Below are 16,810 nucleotides of genomic sequence, written 5' to 3' on the forward strand. Positions count from 1 at the left end.
CCCTTCCCCAACGCCGCGCAACCCATGCGCGGCCGCCCCTTTGCTGTCTCCGGCCACCTGACGCGGGTGGTGTTCGCGGCCCCCTCCTCCCCGGTACCTTAGCGCCATACCAACGGCCGCATTGCTGGGCTGAGGCAACCTTCCGCAGACCGACATCCGGAGTACTCAATGGAAATCAACCGCAGCATCTATCGTGACGACCACGAGATGTTCCGCACCACCGTGCGCCGCTTCCTCGAACGCGAATGCCTGCCCAGGCAAGCCGAATGGGACAAGGCCGGCAAGGTCGACCGAGAGACCTGGCTCAAGGCCGGCCGCGAAGGCCTGCTGTGCGTGACGCTGCCGACCGAGTACGGCGGCGGCGGCGGCGACTTCGGCCACTCCGCCATCTATGCCGAAGAGTATGCCCGCGCCGGCCTGAGCGGGGTCGGCTTCGGCGTGCACTCCGACATCATCGCGCCGTATATCGCCCGCATCGGCAACGAGGAACAGAAGCAGCGCTGGCTTCCCAAGGTCTGCTCCGGCGAATACATCCTCGCCATCGGCATGACCGAGCCCGGCACCGGCAGCGACCTCAAGGCGATCCGCACCACTGCCACCCGCGATGGCGACGAGTACGTGATCAACGGCAGCAAGACCTTCATCAGCAACGGCCTGAACGCCGACCTGATCATCATGGTCTGCAAGACCGACCCGACCGCCGGCGCGCGCGGCGTCAGCCTGATCGTGGTCGAAGCCGAGCGCGAGGGCTTCCGCCGCGGCCGCAAGCTGGACAAGGTCGGCCAGCACGCGCAGGACACCGCCGAGCTGTTCTTCGACAACGTGCGCGTGCCGGTGGCCAACCTGCTGGGCGAGGAAGGCAAGGGCTTTGCCTACCTGATGGCCGAACTGCCGCAGGAGCGCCTGTCGATCGCGGTCAGCGCCGCCGCCAAGCTGGAGGTCTGCCTGGAACACACGCTGGCCTACGTCAAGGACCGCAAGGCCTTCAGCCAGACCGTCTGGGACTTCCAGAACACCAAGTTCAAGCTGGCCGACATCAAGACGCAGGCGATCTCGGTGCGGCTGCTGGTCGACCACTACCTCGGCGAGCACATCCGCCGCCGCCTGACGCTGGAAGAAGCGGCCATCGCCAAGCTTCATGCGACCGAAGTGCTGGGCACCGCGCTGGACCAGATGGTGCAGCTGCACGGCGGCTACGGCTACATGATGGAGTACCCGGTGGCGCGCGCCTTTGCCGACATGCGCGTGACCCGCATCTACGGCGGCACCAGCGAAGTGATGCGCGATCTGATCGCGCGCAAGCTGTAAGCACTGACCCCAAGACAAACAATCATCGGAGCACACCTATGACTCGCAAGGTTTTCGTCGCCGGCGCCGGCATGATCCCGTTCAAGAAGCCGGGCAGCAGCGACACCTATGACGTGATGGGCGCAACCGCCGTGCGCCAGGCGCTGGAAGACGCCGGCCTTGGCTATGAGGACGTACAGCAGGCCTACGCCGGCTACGTGTATGGCGACTCGACCTGCGGCCAGAAGGCGCTGTACCAGGTCGGCATGACCGGCATCCCCGTCATCAACGTGAACAACAACTGCGCCACCGGCTCGTCGGCGCTGTTCCTGGCGCGCCAGGCGGTGCAGAGCGGCGCGGTGGACTGCGCGCTCGCGGTCGGCTTCGAGTTCATGCAGCCCGGCGCGCTGAAGTCGCGCTGGGACGACCGCGCCCCGGCGCTTGAGCGCGCCATCGGCCTGGTGGACGAACTGGTCGACCGCAAGGACCTGCCCAATGCCATCCGCCAGTTCTCCGGCGCCGGCAAGGCCCATATGGAAAAGTACGGCACCAGGCTGGAAACCTTCGCCAGGATCCGCGCCAAGGCCAGCCGCCACGCCGCCAACAACCCGCTGGCCGTATTCCGCAACGTGCTGACCACCGAGGACGTGCTGGCCGCGCCGGCGCTGTGGGAAGGCGTGCTCACGCGCCTGATGGCCTGCCCGCCAACCTGCGGCGCCGCTGCCGCCATCGTGGTGTCGGAGGAATTCGCGCGCAGGAAGGGCCTGAAGACCGACGTGCTGATCGCCGGCCAGTCGCTGACCACCGACCGCCCCAGCACCTACGACGCACGCGACATGATCCGCGTGGTCGGCTTCGGCATGACGCGCGAAGGCTCGCAGCAGGTGTATGAGCAGGCCGGCGTCGGCCCGCAGGACCTCGACGTGATCGAGCTGCACGACTGCTTCGCGCAGAACGAGCTGCTGACCTATGAAGGCCTCGGCCTGTGCCCGGAAGGCGGCGCCGAGAAGCTGGTCAACGACGGCGACAACACCTACGGCGGCAAGTGGGTGGTCAACCCGTCAGGCGGCCTGCTGTCCAAGGGCCATCCGCTGGGCGCCACCGGCCTGGCGCAATGCTACGAGATGGTCCAGCAGCTGCGCGGCACCGCCGACCAGCGCCAGGTGGAAGGCGCACGCCTGGCCCTGACGCACAACCTCGGCCTGGGCGGCGCCTGCGTGGTCACGCTGTACCAGAAGCACGCCTGAGCACACTGACACAGGAGTCCATCCATGATCGACAAGAAACACATCGGCAAGGTGGTGGCGGATTTCCGCGCCTGCGCACCGGCCAGCCAGCTGCGCTTCTTCGCCAAGGCCACCGGCCAGACCGATCCGGTCTATCTCGACGAAGCCGCCGCGCGCGACGCCGGCCACCCAGGCCTGCCGTTGCCGCCGACCTTCCTCTTTTCGCTGGAACTGGCCGGGCCGGCGACCGGCTGGCGAGATGAGCTGGGCATCCGCATCGACCGCATCCTGCACGGCGAGCAATCCTTTGCCTACCACCGCATGGCCTACGCCGGCGACACCCTGCACTTCAAGTCCACCATCGCCGACATCTACGACAAGAAGGGGGGCGCGCTTGAATTCGTAGTGCGCGAGACGCGCGTGACCAACCAGGATGGCGAGCACGTGGCAGACCTGCGCAGCGTGCTGGTGCATCGCACTTGAACCGGAGAACCCGCATGAGCAAACTAGGCTTCGACCAGGTCAAGGTAGGCGACACCCTGCCGCCGCTGACGCTGGAGCCGGTCAACCGCACCACGCTGGCGCTGTTCGCCGGCGCGTCGAACGACCACAACCCGATCCACATCGACATCGATTTCGCACGCAAGGCCGGCAACCCCGACGTGTTTGCCCACGGCATGCTGGCGATGGCCTGGCTGGGCCGCTTGCTGACGCAGTGGGTGGACCAGCGCCAGCTGCGCCAGTTCGGCGTGCGCTTTGTCGGCATCACCCACCTGGGCCATCGCATCACCTGCACCGGCCGCGTGGTGGAGAAGCTGGAAGTCGACGGCGAGAAGCGCGTCAGGCTGGAAATCCAGACCGCCAACCAGTATGGCGAAAGCAAGATCCTCGGCGACGCCGTCGTTGCCCTGTAAATCCAATCAAGCACAAGGAGTCTGAAATGGGAGCACTTGAAGGCAAGGTGGCACTGGTCACCGGTTCGGGCCGCGGCATCGGCAACGCCATCGCCATGCGGCTGGCACGCGAAGGCGCGCGCCTGGTCATCAATGACCTGGACGCCGAGCCGGCGCAACAGACCGTCGAGGAACTGAAGGCAATGGGCGTCGAAGCCGTGGCCTGCGTGGGCAACGTGTCCGCACCGGACTTTGCCGACCGCTTCATCAACACGGCGATGAGCAATTTCAAGAGCATCGACATCATCGTCAACAACGCCGGCTTCACCTGGGACGACGTGGTGCAGAAGATGAGCGACGAGCAGTGGTACGCCATCCTGGACTGCCACATGACCGCGCCGTTCCGCATCCTGCGCGCCGCCTACCCGCACATCAAGGCACTGGCCGCCGCCGACAAGGAAGCCGGCCGCGAGGTGTACCGCAAGATCGTCAATATCTCGTCGACCTCGGGCCTGAACGGCAATGCCGGCCAGATCAACTACTCCGGCGCCAAGGCCGGCGTGATCGGCATGACCCGCGCCATGGCGCGCGAGTGGGGCCGCTTCAACGTCAACGTGAATGCGGTGGCGTTTGGGCTGATCCACACCCGCATGACCTCGGCCGACGCCAAGGCCGGCGCCACGGTCAACATCGAAGGCCGTGAAATCCGCGTCGGGCTGAATCCGGAGATGCTGAAGTCGCACGCCCAGCGCAATCCGCTTGGCCGCGGGGGCACCCCGGAAGAAGCCGCGGGCGGCGTGTACCTGTTCTGCTCGCCGGATTCCAACTACATCACCGGCCAGGTGATCGCGGTCGCCGGCAACGTGCAGTAAATCCAGCCGCACTGAAGCGGGGGCTCGCGTTGGCGAGCCCCCCGTTGCTGCAGCAGGCGCCTACCGGCCGCCCGCCGCGATGCTGCCGAAATGACCGCTGCTGAAGTCGCGGAAGGCATCGGCGATCTGCTCTTCAGTGTTCATCACGAACGGGCCATGGCCGACGATCGGCTCGTCGATCGGCTCGCCGCTGAGCAGCAGCACCACCGCGTCGGTGCTGGCTTCGATGTTCACATCCTCGCCGGCACCGTCCAGCACCACCATCTCGGCATCCCGCACCGTCGCCTCCGCGTTGACGGTGATCTTGCCGCGCAGCACCACCAGCGCGGTATGCCAGCCCTCCGGCAGCGCCAGCCGCGCGCTGGCACCCTGGTTCAGGCGCATATCCCACACATGCATCGGCGTGAAGGTGCGCGCCGGACCGGCCTTGCCCGCGTACTCGCCGGCGATCACGCGCACCGTGCCGGCGCCATCGGGCATCGGCACCACCGGGATATCGCGGTCGACGATGGCCTGGTAGCCGGGCGTGGTCATCTTGTCGCGCGCCGGCAGGTTGACCCACAGCTGCACCATTTCCAGCGCGCCGCCGCTTTGCGTAAAGGCCGGCGAGTGGAATTCCTCATGCAGGATGCCGGCGCCCGCCGTCATCCACTGCACGTCGCCGGGGCCGATCACGCCGCCCTGCCCGGTCGAGTCGCGATGCGCGACCTCGCCCTTGTAGACGATGGTCACGGTCTCGAAACCGCGGTGCGGATGCTGGCCAACCCCGCGCGGGCGCTGCGTCGGCGTGAAGTCGGCCGGCCCGGCATAGTCCAAAAGCAGAAACGGGCTCAGTTGCTTGCCGTGGCTCATGTACGAAAACATCGAGCGCACCGGAAAGCCATCTCCGACCCAGTGCTGACGCGGTGCGCTGTAGACGCCCAGAATGCGCTTCATGTCTGATCTCCGAGTATGCCGACCGATAGCGGCAGGCAATGATCCATGGAGCAATGATAGGAGCTGCAGCCGGCGCGCGGTAGACCGTGGGATTGCAATGCAGTGTCCTGTGGCTGGAACGATGCCCGGCCGCCGTCCGTCAGAAGCGGTAGCGCACGTAGCCCATGCTGAAGTTGGTGCCGGGATTGGGCTGCCTGATGCCGGCATTGGACAGGTGCTGGAAGCGGTAGCCGATGGCAAGCCGCTGCGCCTTGCCGAAGGCAATGCCCACGCCGACCATGTCAGAGAACTGGAACGCCGAGCCCATGCGATGGCCGTCGGCGATCTCGGTATGGCTGAGCACGCGCAAACCCACGGAGGCTTCAACAAACGGCGTCGCGTACTCGCCCGCATAGCTGAGGCGGAAGATCGGTGACACGCCGAACTCCGTCAGCTGGCTCGACGGCCGGGACGACAGCGCCCGCCAGTTTGCGAGATTGACCTCGCCGTCCAGGGACAGCGCAAGGCGGCTTGACAGCTGCCACTGCACGATATCGTCCCAGCGCGCGGCCACTTCGTATTTTTCAACGCCGTGGCGGTTGTCGCGGCCATAGCCGCCCTGCATCGAGAAGGTTGCCGCGTCGGCGGCGGCCGGAAGCGCGCACAGGCAGGCCGCAAACGGAACGGCGGCAGCAAGGTGCGCCAGCCGGCTTGATGGGGTTGCTATCTTCACTGACATCCGTGGGTTTCGGGCAGCGTCGACGTGTATCGCGGCGCTGCCACTTTGTTTTGATCACGGCGCTCGAAGATAGCAGCCCTTCAGATTTGCGGAAGCCTGCCCGAAGCAAACACAGTGTTCCAATGCCGAAACAATGCGACGTCATGACCAAGGAATTGGCAAAGCCACAGACAATTGTCGAAACTTGGTAGTACGCGGCTGTCACGGGGCCGCCCACAAGCGCAAGGAGGCCATCATGCGCGCCTGCCGACAAGCCCGCCCTGCCGCCAGGGCCGCCGCAGTCTGGCTGCTGGTGGCGGCCATGGCCACCGCGGCCTGGCTGCTGCCGCGCATCGCGCAGCCGCCGCAATACCATCGTTATGCCGACCCTTACGTCTGCTTCGGCACGCCCCACTGCCTCGACATCGGCTCCAATCTGCTGTTCCTGCTCGCGGGCGCGGCAGGCCTGCGCTATCTGGGCACCACGGCTGCCAGCCGTGCCTTTATCGCGCCGGCCGAGGCCTGGCCTTTCCGGCTGCTTTTCTTCGCCGTCTTCCTGGTTGGCCTGGGCTCCGCCTATTACCACCTTGCGCCGGACAACCAGCGGCTGGTGTGGGACAGGGCCCCGCTGGCGTTCGCGCTGATGTCCTGGCTGGGCGCCAACCTGTGCGAGCGGGTCAGCCTGAAGGCCGGCTTGCGGCTGCTGCCGCTGCTGCTGATCGCAGGGCCGGCCAGCGTCGCCTACTGGGCATGGAGCGAGGCCCGCGGCATCGGCGACCTGCGCCCTTATCTGCTGGTTCAGGCATCGGCCATGCTGGTGGTGCCACTGCTGCTCTGCCTCTATGCGCCGCGCTACACTGGCGACCGGGATGTGCTGGCCATCACCGGCTGCTATGTGCTGGCCCTGGCTTGCGATGTGCTGGATCACCAGATCGCCGCGCTCACGGGGCTGGTCAGCGGGCACACGCTCAAGCACGTGTTCGCGGCGCTGGTCGTCTATGGCGTCTTGCTTCGGCTGAAGCGGCGCCGCATCGTGGAGGAAGGAACATGACCGTGCCCCAACCTGGTGGCCACGCTCGCGAGCCCAGCGAGCCCACTGCCCTGGGCGTCGACGTACGGCCGCGCGAAGTGTGGGCATGGGCCATGTACGACTTTGCCAACTCTGGCTACACCACCGTGGTCATCACCGCGCTGTTCAATGCCTACTTCGTCGCCGTGGTGGCCGGCAATGCGTCCTGGGCCACGCTGGCGTGGACCGCGGCGCTTTCGCTCTCCTATGCGCTGGTGGTGCTAAGCGCGCCGCTGGTCGGTGCCTACGCCGACCTGCGCGCAGCCAAGAAGCCACTGCTTGCGGTGACGACGGCGGGTTGCGTGGTGTTCACCGCCCTGCTCTATTTTGCGCAGCCCGGCACCCTTGGCCTGGCCATCCTGTGCGTGGTCCTGTCCAACTTCTTTTTCGGCAGCGGCGAAAACCTGATCGCAGCCTTCCTGCCGTCGCTTTCCACCACCCGGGCCCTGGGCAGGGTATCGGGCTGGGGCTGGAGCCTTGGCTATATCGGTGGCCTGGCCACGCTGGGCGCATGCCTGCTCTATGTCAACTGGGCCAGCGCACGCGGCCACGTCGCCAGCCAGTTCGTTCCCGTCACCATGCTGATCACGGCGGCCATCTTTGCCCTGGCGAGCCTGCCGACCTTCCTGCTGCTGCGCGACCGCGGCGCGCCACGGATCGCTGCGTCCGCGCCGGCTGGCGAACAGGCCTGGGCCAGGGTATGGCAACGCCTGGGCCAGCTGCGCCAGTTCAGGGACCTGCGCCGCTTCCTGCTGTGCACCCTGTTCTACCAGGCCGGCATCCAGGCAGTGATCACGCTGACCGCCATCTACGCCAACCAGGCCATGGGCTTCACCATGCAGCAGACCCTGACCCTGGTGCTGGTGGTCAACCTGACGGCGGCGGCCGGCGCCTTCCTGTTCGGCCCTGTGCAGGACCGCATCGGCCACGTGCGCGCCATTGCCCTGACGCTGCTGGGCTGGATCCTGACCATCCTGCTGGCGCACGCCGCGCGCGAAGCGCCGCTGTTCTGGCTTGCCGCCAACGTGGCCGGCCTGTGCCTGGGCGCCGCCCAGTCCGCGGGACGGGCCATGGTGGGGCTGCTGGCCCCGCCCTCGCGCGCGGCCGAGTTCTTCGGTCTGTGGGGCCTGGCGGTCAAGCTGGCCTCGATCGCCGGGCCGCTGACCTATGGCATGGCAAGCTGGCTGACGGGCGGCGATCACCGGCAGGCGCTGCTGGTCACCGGCAGCTACTTCGTGGTCGGGCTGGGCCTGCTGTGCGGGGTCAACACCATGCGGGGCCGGCGGGCTGCCTTGCGCGCTGAGCGGATGGTCGGGCTGGAGACCGGGTACGGAGCCGCCACTGCCGGCCCCGCTTGCCATTAGCAGCACGGACGGCAGACTAAAATGAAACTGCCCTTTGGCGATTGGATCGCTCTTTCGGCTTCCGGACGCTGAAGCTCTGGCGACAGCCCATGCCAGCAAACCTCACTCCAGAGTACAAGCAGGCCGAACAAGCCTATCGGCTGGCACGCCAGCCGCGCGAGCAGCTCGAATGCCTGAAGGAGATGCTCCGTGTCATCCCGAAGCACAAGGGGACGGAGCATCTGCAGGCCGATATCAAGTCGCGCATCAGGGAGCTCACGCAGGCATCTGCGGGCCACGGGAAGGCCGCTCACAGAGGGCCGGCACATGCGGTGCATGCCGAAGGCGCGGCCCAGCTCTGTCTGATCGGCCCGCCCGGCGCGGGAAAATCCAGCCTGCACGCAAGGCTGACAGGATCGGGCAGCGAGGTCGGAGCCTCCCCCCACCCTACGCAGGTGCCGGTCCCCGCCATGTTGCCGTTCGACGACATTGCTTTCCAGCTGGTGGACCTGCCACCTGTATCGGTCGAATTCATGCAACCCGGGCTCACTGACATATTGCGGGCGACAGACGGCGTACTGTTGGTGGTCGACCTGAGCGCGCCAGACTGTACCGAACAGTTGGCGTTGATTCTGCGGCGCCTCGCCGAGGCAAAGATCATCCTGTCGGAGCGCTGGCCGGGTCAGGCCGACAGCCCTGGGGCGACGGCGGAACCGGCGGCTGACCCGTTCAGTGTTCACCTCCCTGCGCTGCTGCTGGCCAACAAGACCGATCTCGCCAATCCGGAAGACGCGGCCGTGCTCGAAGACCTGCTCGGTGTAAGCTTTCCGGCGCTCGCAACCTCGGCCATCGACGGGCGCGGACTGGCCGAGGTCGGACCGTTCCTTTTCAGGGCTCTGCGCATCGTGCGTGTCTACACCAAGGCACCCGGGAAACCTGTCGACCAGCGCCGGCCTTTTACGATGCGCCGCGGCGACACCGTGCTGGATGTCGCCTTGCAGGTGCACCCCGATCTCGCAAGTACGTTCAAGTTCGCCCGCATCTGGGGGAGTGGCAAGTTCAGCGGCCAGCAGGTGGGCGCCGATCATCCGGTAGCCGATCGGGACGTGGTGGAACTGCATTCGCAGGCGCATGGATGATCAAAGCCATCGTCGCAGCAGGCGAGCGCCGATGACATAGACTGAAAGACCTGCGGCCGGTTGTTCCCGCATGACTGCCGTGCCGGTTTGCGGAGCAATTTCTTGCACGGAGGTATGCCATGACTACATACGTCATCCTCAGCCGTCTCGCTCCTGATGCGTTCACGGATCCCAAGGACATGAAGCAGCTCGCCGCCACGGTGGCCGAGAAAATCAAGTCTGAGTGCCCTGCCGTCACCTGGAAGGACAGCTATCTGACACTCGGGCGCTTTGACGTCGTGGACATTGTCGAGACGGACGACCTGAAGCAGCTCGAGCGGGCGGCGTTGATCATCCGGGGCTATGGACACGCCGCGACCGAGACGCTGCAAGCGACGCCGTGGGACGAGTTCATCGCGGCCCTGTAGCGCAGATCGATGGATCAGGCGGCTCGCGCACAGCCAGATTCAGGTTGACCTGATCGTCGGCTGCCCTATACTTAAAGTGCTGGCTGAGACACGCTTGAGTAAAGCGAAGGTAGGTCAGCCAAACGATCATGCTTCCTGGATGATCTGCCAGATGAAGCGTGATCGTGCAGGCCACATATGCCTGCAGGTCCGGACCGGATCATAAGTTGCTGACCCGGTTCGGATGCACCCAGATTGAAGTGCTGAGCACCTGTGGAAGGTGCTCTTTTTATTGGCGGCATACGGGGCGACGTTGACCACTCGCCTCGCGCGCCGCCATTGAGCGATTCGGGTAATGCAAAAGTGGACGGATCGGATCAGAGCCGTACCTGATCCGAACTGAAACAAGGAGTCGCATGCGCGCCCGCTCACGCCCTCCCGACGCCGGCTACCGCTGGCTGTGGCAGCTGTCTGCCGCCGGCTGGGGTCACTGCGGCCTGGCCTATGTCAGCGGCGCGCTGCTCGCACCGCGCTGGTGGCCTGCAAGAGAGGCCATGCCCCTGCGCGACCGGTATTCTTCGCGGCGCACGGCGCTGGTGCTGTACACCTTCGCCTATCGTGGCGGTGGAGCACCCGCCGGCACCATGCCACCGCGCGATGGCTTTACCTGGCGGCACCAGTGCTGGTCACAAGGGGTTGGGGTGGCCTGATGCCGGAAACCCGCCACGCGCTTGCCGGGCGCCCTGTTCTGCGCCACAGTGGTCCCACCGGGCCCAGGCTGGAGACCATGATGACAAACCGGCTCGCCACAGAAACCTCGCCTTACCTCCGGCAACACGCGGAGAATCCTGTCGACTGGTATCCCTGGTGCGAAGAGGCGTTTCGCCGCGCGCGCGACGATGACAAGCCGGTCCTGCTTTCCGTCGGCTACGCCACCTGCCATTGGTGCCACGTCATGGCGCACGAATCGTTCGAGAATCCCCGGATCGCCGGCCTGATGAACGATCGGTTCATCAGCATCAAGGTCGACCGGCAGGAGCGTCCCGATCTCGACGATATCTACCAGAAAGTCCCCCAGATGATGGGACAGGGCGGCGGCTGGCCGCTGACGGTATTCCTGACGCCGCAAGGAGAGCCATTCTACGGCGGCACCTACTTTCCGCCCGATGACCGCTATGGCCGCCCCGGGCTCGCGCGCGTGCTGCTGAGCCTGAGCGAAGCCTGGACGCATCGCCGCGAGGCACTGCGCGACACCATCGAGCAGTTTCAGCAGGGGTTCCGGCAGCTGGACGATGCGGTCCTGAGCCGTGAAGACGCGGAAGAAGCCGCGGAAGTCCAGGATCTGCCCGCGCAGACAGCCCTCGCGCTCGCGCGCAATACGGACCCGACCCATGGCGGCCTGGGCGGAGCGCCCAAGTTTCCCAACGCAAGCGCGTACGACCTCGTGCTGCGCATCTGTCAGCGCACGCATGAACCCGCGCTGCTTGATGCGCTGGAGCGCACGCTCGACGGCATGGCGGCCGGCGGCATCCATGACCAGCTCGGCGGTGGCTTCGCCCGCTACAGTGTAGACGAACGCTGGGCCGTGCCCCACTTCGAAAAGATGCTTTACGACAACGGCCAGCTCGTCACGCTCTACGCCAACGCCTATCGCCTGACGGGAAAGCAAGCCTGGCGCCGCGTATTCGAGGGAACGATCGCGTACATTGTGCGGGACATGACGCACCCCGACGGCGGCTTCTATGCCGGCGAAGATGCCGACAGCGAAGGCGAGGAAGGCCGCTTTTATGTCTGGACAGCGGCCGAGGTGAAGGCAGTCCTGGGCGAATCCGAGGGAGCCCTGGCGTGTCGCGCCTACGGCGTGACCGAAGGCGGGAACTTTGAACCCGGCAGATCGGTGCTCCAGCGTGCCGTCACGCTGACTCCCCTGGAGGAGGCACGGCTGGAAGGCTGGCGCGAGCGGCTGTTGGCTGCGCGCGCCCAGCGCGTGCGCCCCGGGCGCGACGACAACATTCTCGCCGGGTGGAACGGTCTCATGATCCAGGGACTCTGCGCCGCTTACCAGGCAACGGGCAACCCCGCACACCTCGCCGCCGCAAGGCGTGCCGCCAGCTTTATCCAGGACAAGCTCACCATGCCGGACGGCGGTGTGTATCGGTACTGGAAGGACGGCACAGTCAAGGTGCCAGGGTTCCTGGAAGACTATGCCTTCCTGGCTAACGCGCTGATCGACCTCTACGAATCCTGCTTCGACAGGCGATACCTTGATCGCGCAGCCGAACTCGTGGCGCTCATCATCGATAACTTCTGGGACGACGGGCTGTATTTCACGCCCAATGATGGCGAGCCATTGATACACAGGCCTCGCGCGCCGCACGACGGCGCCTGGCCGTCCGGCATTTCAGCCAGCGTGTTCTCCTTCCTGCGCTTGCATGAACTCAGCGGCGAGGATCGCTATCGTGACCTCGCCGAGCACGAATTCCAGCGCTACCGGGCTGCCGCCAGCGCGGCCCCGGCCGGCTTCGTGCACTTCCTGGCCGCCGCGGACTTCGCGCAGCGCGGCGCGTTCGGGATCATTCTTGCCGGCGACAAGGCGGCGGCCGCCGCCTTGGTGGAAAGCGTTCACCGCACCTATCTTCCGGCACGCGTGCTGGCATTCGCCGAAGACGTTCCCGTCGGCCAGGGGCGGCTCCCGGTGGACGGCCGGCCGGCAGCCTACGTGTGCCGCCATCGCGCCTGTAGCGCGCCCGTGACCAGCGGCGAGGCACTGCTTGAACGCTGCGCGGGGTTGACGGTGAGCCCTCAGTGAATCTGCATACCACGCATGGCATGAATCCGCTCATGATGCCTGCTGCTACAGGCGTTATCTGCGAGCGCAGGAATTTCGATCAGGACCGGCCTGATGCGTCCGACTCGATACGCGATGTCGCTGCCAGCCTCTCCAGTGCAGCATCGATGGCACCCAGGGACTCATTCAGACCTGCCGCATGCGCCTCGTCCCTGAGCAGCCGTAATCGGGCAAAAAGGGGCGGCGTGGTCCCGGCCCCCTGTTCCCGTCCGGCGCATATCAAGGCGCGGCCCCTGCGGATCAGAAAGTCTCCCCACGGAAACGGCTCATGCTGCATGTAATCCTGCAGCGCTGCCAGGTAGCGTTCGGCTTCCTGCCACCGGCGCGCCGCCAGTGAAACGTCGATCGCAGCTTCGAGCAGATCGACGTGGCAATGGCTCACGCAGCCCTGGGCCAGAATGGCCTCGCCCTGGCGCAGGGCGTCGAGCTGCTTGTCCGGATCGCGCGTAGTGCGCGCCAGGAACGCCAGCACGGTTGGCCCTGAATACCGCACGCCGCTGGCGTGGCTCAGTTGCAGCGCCTCGTCGAGCACGGACTCCGCCTCGTCCACCTGGCCGAGCGCGCCAATGGCGAGGCCAAGCCGCGCCAGCACTTCCGCCTCGAAGCGCCGGGCCCCAAGCCGGCGCGTCAGCGCCAGTGCCAGCCGCGCGTGCGCTTCGGCACCCGGCCAGTCGCCGGCGAGCTGTGCGGTCGACGCCATCACGTCATAGGCCAGCATCTCGCTGCGCGCATCGCTGATCCGCCGCGCCAGGCGCAGCCCTTCCTCGCAGCTGGCCTGCGCGGCCGCAAGTTCGTTGCGGAACAGTTCCACCGCGCCCACCATCGGCAGGTTGGCACATTCGATGCGGATGAAGCCGTGCGCCCGCGCCAGCTCGACGCAGCGGACAAAATGCGCATGCGCGGTCAGCATGCGGCCTTGCTGGTAGTACGCATCACCGAGGCCGCCCAGCGCACGCGCCTCGCCCAGCACCGATCCGGCCGCCCTCGCATGGCTGAGGGCGCGCTGGTGGGCGGCGAGGCACTCTTCCATGTCGCCCTTTGGGAAATAGAGATTGCCGCGCAGCGATTCGATCTCGGCCAGCCGCTCGGGCTGGCCCAGCGCGGCGGCGGCCTGCTCCGCCTCGCGCAGCGCCGCCAGGGCTTCGTCATAGCGGTCGAGCAGGCGCAAGGCGGCCGCCGTGCCAAGCCACACCCGGGCCCGCTGTGCCGCATCGCTCGCCAGCAACTGCGCTTGCCGGAACGCCTGCAGCGATTGCGTCGGCAGGCCCAGGTCAAGTGCCAGCTCGCCGTGCAGGCAGGCAAGCGTGTGCCTGCAGGCGTCGCCGCTATCCAGGCGCTGCGCACGCTCGACCAGGCGCAATGCGCGCTCGCCGCGGAAGTGCGCCGCCTCATGGCGCGCCGCGGCGGCATAGGCCTCGGGCGCGCCGGGATCGCCTGCGGCATCCAGGTGCTCGGCCGCCAGCGCCGGATTCCGGCCTTCGTACCAGGCGGCCGCGCGCCGGTGCAGATTCTGCCGCCGCGACTTGAGCAGCGAGGCGTACACCGCCTCATGGATCAGCGCGTGCATGAACAAATAGTCTTCGCCTTCCGGCCGGGCCATGGCCTCCTGCACCAGGCGCTCGCAAGCGTACGCGGGGTCCTCGAGCAAATGCCGCAGCGCGGCCGGGCCAAAGCGCTGGCCCAGTACGGCAGCGGCCTGCAGCGCCTGGCGGTCGGCGGTAGAGAACCGGTCCATCCGCGCCAGCACAATGCTCTGCAGCGTGCCGGGCAACTCGTCCGCACCCGCCTCCGCGCCGCGCAGCAACTGGTCGAGAAACAGCGGATTGCCCTCAGCCCGGCGAATGCAGGTAGCGGCCACGGCAGGATCGACCTGGCGATGGCAGGCTGCCAGTTCGTGCGCCTCGGCATCGTCGAGCGGCCCGAGGTCGATGGTGGTCAGCGATGCTCCCTGGCTGGTCGCCCGCCAGGCCGCATCGAGCGGGTCATGCTCGGGCCGTACGGTCAGCACCAGGATCAGCGCATGGCTGCGGGTTGCCGCGGCCAGCTGCGCCAGGCAATCGAGCACCGTGCGCTCGGCCCAGTGGACGTCTTCGACCACGATCAACTGCGTGCGCACCACGCTGCGGCGGGTGGCCAGCGTCACCATCAATCGCTGTGCGCCGCGCTGCCGGCTGGCGGCGTCCATCGCGGCCAGTGCAGCGGCCTGCTCCTGGGACTGGGGCTGCTCGAACATGTCGCGGGCGAACCCAAGCTCATCCTCGCCGAGTTGCCAGGCCGCGAGCGCTTGCTCGATGGCCGCGCCTGTCGCTGCTTCGGCGGCGGCGCCATCCGCGCCCGTGCGAGGCGCGACGCCCAGCAGATTGCGCGCGAGCATGCGCAACGGATCGCCGCCGCTGCCGGCGCCGAAGTCGAGCACCAGCGCCCGGTGTGCCTCCAGGCCATGCTCGCGCGCCAGCGCGACGAAGCGGTCGGCGAGCCGGCTTTTGCCGATGCCGGCCTCGCCGCGGATCAGCACGACCCGGCCATGGCCGGAACGCAGGCAGCTGTCGGCAACGCCGGCGAGCTGGGCCAGCTCCGCTTGCCGCCCGACGAACGCGTGCTGCGCCGGCGCCTGTTCCACCCCGAGAAAGCGCCGCACGCGCCAGAGCGGAATCGGTTCGGCCACGCCGGGGAGCACGGCGTGCGCCACGCAGTCCGCTTCCAGGCGTCCGGGCAGCGCCTGGTAGACCCGATTCGACACCATGGTTGCGCCAGGCTCGGCGCGCTCCATCGCCTGCAAGGCCACGCTAACCGGCCCGCCGGTCAGCGTCATGCCGCTTTCGCGGCAGGCGGCCAGCACCTGGCCGCTGGCCAGGCCTACGCACGCCAGCAGCCTGGCGTTGGCGGATTCCGCCAGCCGCGCCAGACCGGCATGCAGCGCCCCGGCGGTATGCAGGGCGCGCTCGGCGTCGTTCCCATGCGCCACCGGAACGCCAAACACGATGGTCAGCCGGGTGCCGATTTCATCGGTGATATGGCCGCCGCAGGCGCTGGCCAGTGCCCTGGCATGCTGGCGCCAGCGCGCAAGGGCATCGTGCAATGGCTCGGGCTCCAGGCCAGCGCTGCTATCGTCCAGGCTGGCTACCAGGACCACTGCGTGGCGCAGTTGCGGCTCGGCAGCCATCACGGCGCAAGCAGGTGGCACCGCGGCACCGTCGTCACCGGCCGCAGCCATGCCAGCCACCGGCTCGCGGCGGGCCCGCAGCATTGCCTGGTACAGCGCCTCGGTCTCGGGCTCAGGCGATACCCCGAGTTCGCGTTGCAGTGCCGCCCGGCACAAGCGGTATTGCTTGAGCGCCAGCGCCTGCCGGCCCTGGCGCTCATACAGCCGGATCAGCGTCCGGTGCACGTCTTCCTGCAACGGGTCGAGGGCAAGGAGCCGGGTGGCAGTGGCGATGGCCCGCTCCGTCTCGCCAGCCTGCTCGTGGTGCGCCAGCAACCTGGCCATGACCGCCAACGCCACGCCGCGCAGACGCTCGCGTTCGATCGCCAGCCAGTGGTCGAACGCCGGCGCGGCGGCATGAAAGCCCTCCAGCAAGTCACCCCGGTACAGCGCCGCGGCGCGCTCCAGCGACGCGGGCGTGGCTTCCCGGGCACACTGCTCGAACTCGCACACGTCGACCTCGATCTCGCCTAGCGTCACGCTGTCGCCTTCTGCCAGCACCACGTGCTGGCCAGCTTCTTCCAGTGCGCGCCGCGCCGCGCTGAGTGCCTGGCGCAGGCTGCTGCGCGCCTGCTCGGTATTGCTTTCGGCCCAGCACAGTGCGGCCAGCTTGTCGCGCGGCTGGGCGCGCCCTTGCGCCAGCGCGAGATAGGCCAGCGCGGCGCGCGCCTTGCGGGCAGAAAGCGAAATCGGCGTTCCGTCTGCAGAACTCAGCTGGAAGCCGCCGAACAGGTCAAGACGGGCACGGGCCATGATAGGGAAACCGGAAAACCCATCATTTATAGGCGACGGCACGGGCCAACGCGCGCCTCGCCAGCGCAAAGAGATGAAGCCGGTACTTCCTTGGCCTGCCGCAATTTTCACGCTTCTTTCACGCTGGATTGCCGGGCCCGTTCACGGCGGCTCCCTAGT

14 protein-coding genes are annotated in these 16,810 nt (G+C 67.2%); 11 read left to right on the forward strand and 3 right to left on the reverse strand.

What is annotated here, in order from left to right; all coding sequences use genetic code 11:
• The first annotated feature begins 168 nt into the window (after positions 1 to 168).
• The 5 genes from AC3WRR_RS26130 to AC3WRR_RS26150 are packed head-to-tail and all read left to right on the forward strand — an operon-like array spanning position 169 to position 4,278.
• Positions 169 to 1,308: an acyl-CoA dehydrogenase family protein gene (locus AC3WRR_RS26130; protein ID WP_010808908.1), complete on the forward strand. Its 1,140-nt coding sequence runs from the start codon at positions 169 to 171 to the stop codon at positions 1,306 to 1,308.
• Between the two features lie 38 nt (positions 1,309 to 1,346).
• Positions 1,347 to 2,534 (forward strand): lipid-transfer protein, encoded by a 1,188-nt coding sequence (locus AC3WRR_RS26135; protein WP_010808909.1) that lies wholly within the window; start codon positions 1,347 to 1,349, stop codon positions 2,532 to 2,534.
• 24 nt (positions 2,535 to 2,558) lie between these two features.
• Positions 2,559 to 2,996 carry a MaoC family dehydratase N-terminal domain-containing protein gene (locus AC3WRR_RS26140; RefSeq protein ID WP_010808910.1) on the forward strand — a complete coding sequence of 146 codons (438 nt, stop codon included), beginning with the start codon at positions 2,559 to 2,561 and terminating at the stop codon, positions 2,994 to 2,996.
• Between the two features lie 14 nt (positions 2,997 to 3,010).
• The gene (locus AC3WRR_RS26145; RefSeq protein WP_010808911.1) at positions 3,011 to 3,427 is read left to right on the forward strand and encodes a MaoC family dehydratase; all 417 of its coding nucleotides are present in this window, start codon (positions 3,011 to 3,013) and stop codon (positions 3,425 to 3,427) included.
• 26 nt (positions 3,428 to 3,453) lie between these two features.
• On the forward strand, positions 3,454 to 4,278 hold the full coding sequence (locus tag AC3WRR_RS26150) for an SDR family NAD(P)-dependent oxidoreductase (RefSeq protein WP_010808912.1): 825 nt from the start codon (positions 3,454 to 3,456) through the stop codon (positions 4,276 to 4,278).
• Between the two features lie 60 nt (positions 4,279 to 4,338).
• Here the strand turns inward: AC3WRR_RS26150 and AC3WRR_RS26155 are convergent, their stop codons facing one another.
• A complete protein-coding gene (locus tag AC3WRR_RS26155) occupies positions 4,339 to 5,214 on the reverse strand; it encodes a pirin family protein (RefSeq protein WP_010808913.1) in 876 nt (291 codons plus the stop codon).
• Between the two features lie 139 nt (positions 5,215 to 5,353).
• Positions 5,354 to 5,932, reverse strand: coding sequence for an acyloxyacyl hydrolase (locus tag AC3WRR_RS26160; protein WP_010808914.1), 579 nt, complete (start codon positions 5,930 to 5,932; stop codon positions 5,354 to 5,356).
• Between the two features lie 235 nt (positions 5,933 to 6,167).
• Here AC3WRR_RS26160 and AC3WRR_RS26165 point away from each other — a divergent pair, with 235 nt between their 5' ends.
• The 6 genes from AC3WRR_RS26165 to AC3WRR_RS26190 all read left to right on the forward strand — a co-directional run bounded on the left by AC3WRR_RS26165 (position 6,168) and on the right by AC3WRR_RS26190 (position 12,657).
• Positions 6,168 to 6,962, forward strand: coding sequence for a hypothetical protein (locus AC3WRR_RS26165; protein WP_010808915.1), 795 nt, complete (start codon positions 6,168 to 6,170; stop codon positions 6,960 to 6,962).
• The gene (locus AC3WRR_RS26170; RefSeq protein WP_037024344.1) at positions 6,959 to 8,344 is read left to right on the forward strand and encodes an MFS transporter; all 1,386 of its coding nucleotides are present in this window, start codon (positions 6,959 to 6,961) and stop codon (positions 8,342 to 8,344) included. The genes AC3WRR_RS26165 and AC3WRR_RS26170 overlap by 4 nt, the downstream gene beginning before the upstream one ends.
• 89 nt (positions 8,345 to 8,433) lie before the next feature.
• Entirely contained in the window at positions 8,434 to 9,462 is a 1,029-nt protein-coding gene (locus AC3WRR_RS26175) for a TGS domain-containing protein (protein ID WP_010808917.1), read from the forward strand.
• A gap of 119 nt (positions 9,463 to 9,581) precedes the next feature.
• Positions 9,582 to 9,869: a GYD domain-containing protein gene (locus tag AC3WRR_RS26180; protein WP_010808918.1), complete on the forward strand. Its 288-nt coding sequence runs from the start codon at positions 9,582 to 9,584 to the stop codon at positions 9,867 to 9,869.
• Between the two features lie 395 nt (positions 9,870 to 10,264).
• Positions 10,265 to 10,558, forward strand: coding sequence for a hypothetical protein (locus tag AC3WRR_RS26185; RefSeq protein ID WP_010808919.1), 294 nt, complete (start codon positions 10,265 to 10,267; stop codon positions 10,556 to 10,558).
• An 80-nt stretch (positions 10,559 to 10,638) separates the two neighbouring features.
• Entirely contained in the window at positions 10,639 to 12,657 is a 2,019-nt protein-coding gene (locus tag AC3WRR_RS26190; protein WP_010808920.1) for a thioredoxin domain-containing protein, read from the forward strand.
• A 79-nt stretch (positions 12,658 to 12,736) separates the two neighbouring features.
• On the opposite strand, the gene AC3WRR_RS26195 is transcribed toward AC3WRR_RS26190, so the two are convergent.
• Positions 12,737 to 16,651 (reverse strand): ATP-binding protein, encoded by a 3,915-nt coding sequence (locus AC3WRR_RS26195; protein ID WP_492298548.1) that lies wholly within the window; start codon positions 16,649 to 16,651, stop codon positions 12,737 to 12,739.
• Positions 16,652 to 16,810 lie beyond the last annotated feature (159 nt).

Source organism: Cupriavidus sp. FW305-3-2-15-C-LB2 (assembly GCF_058787575.1).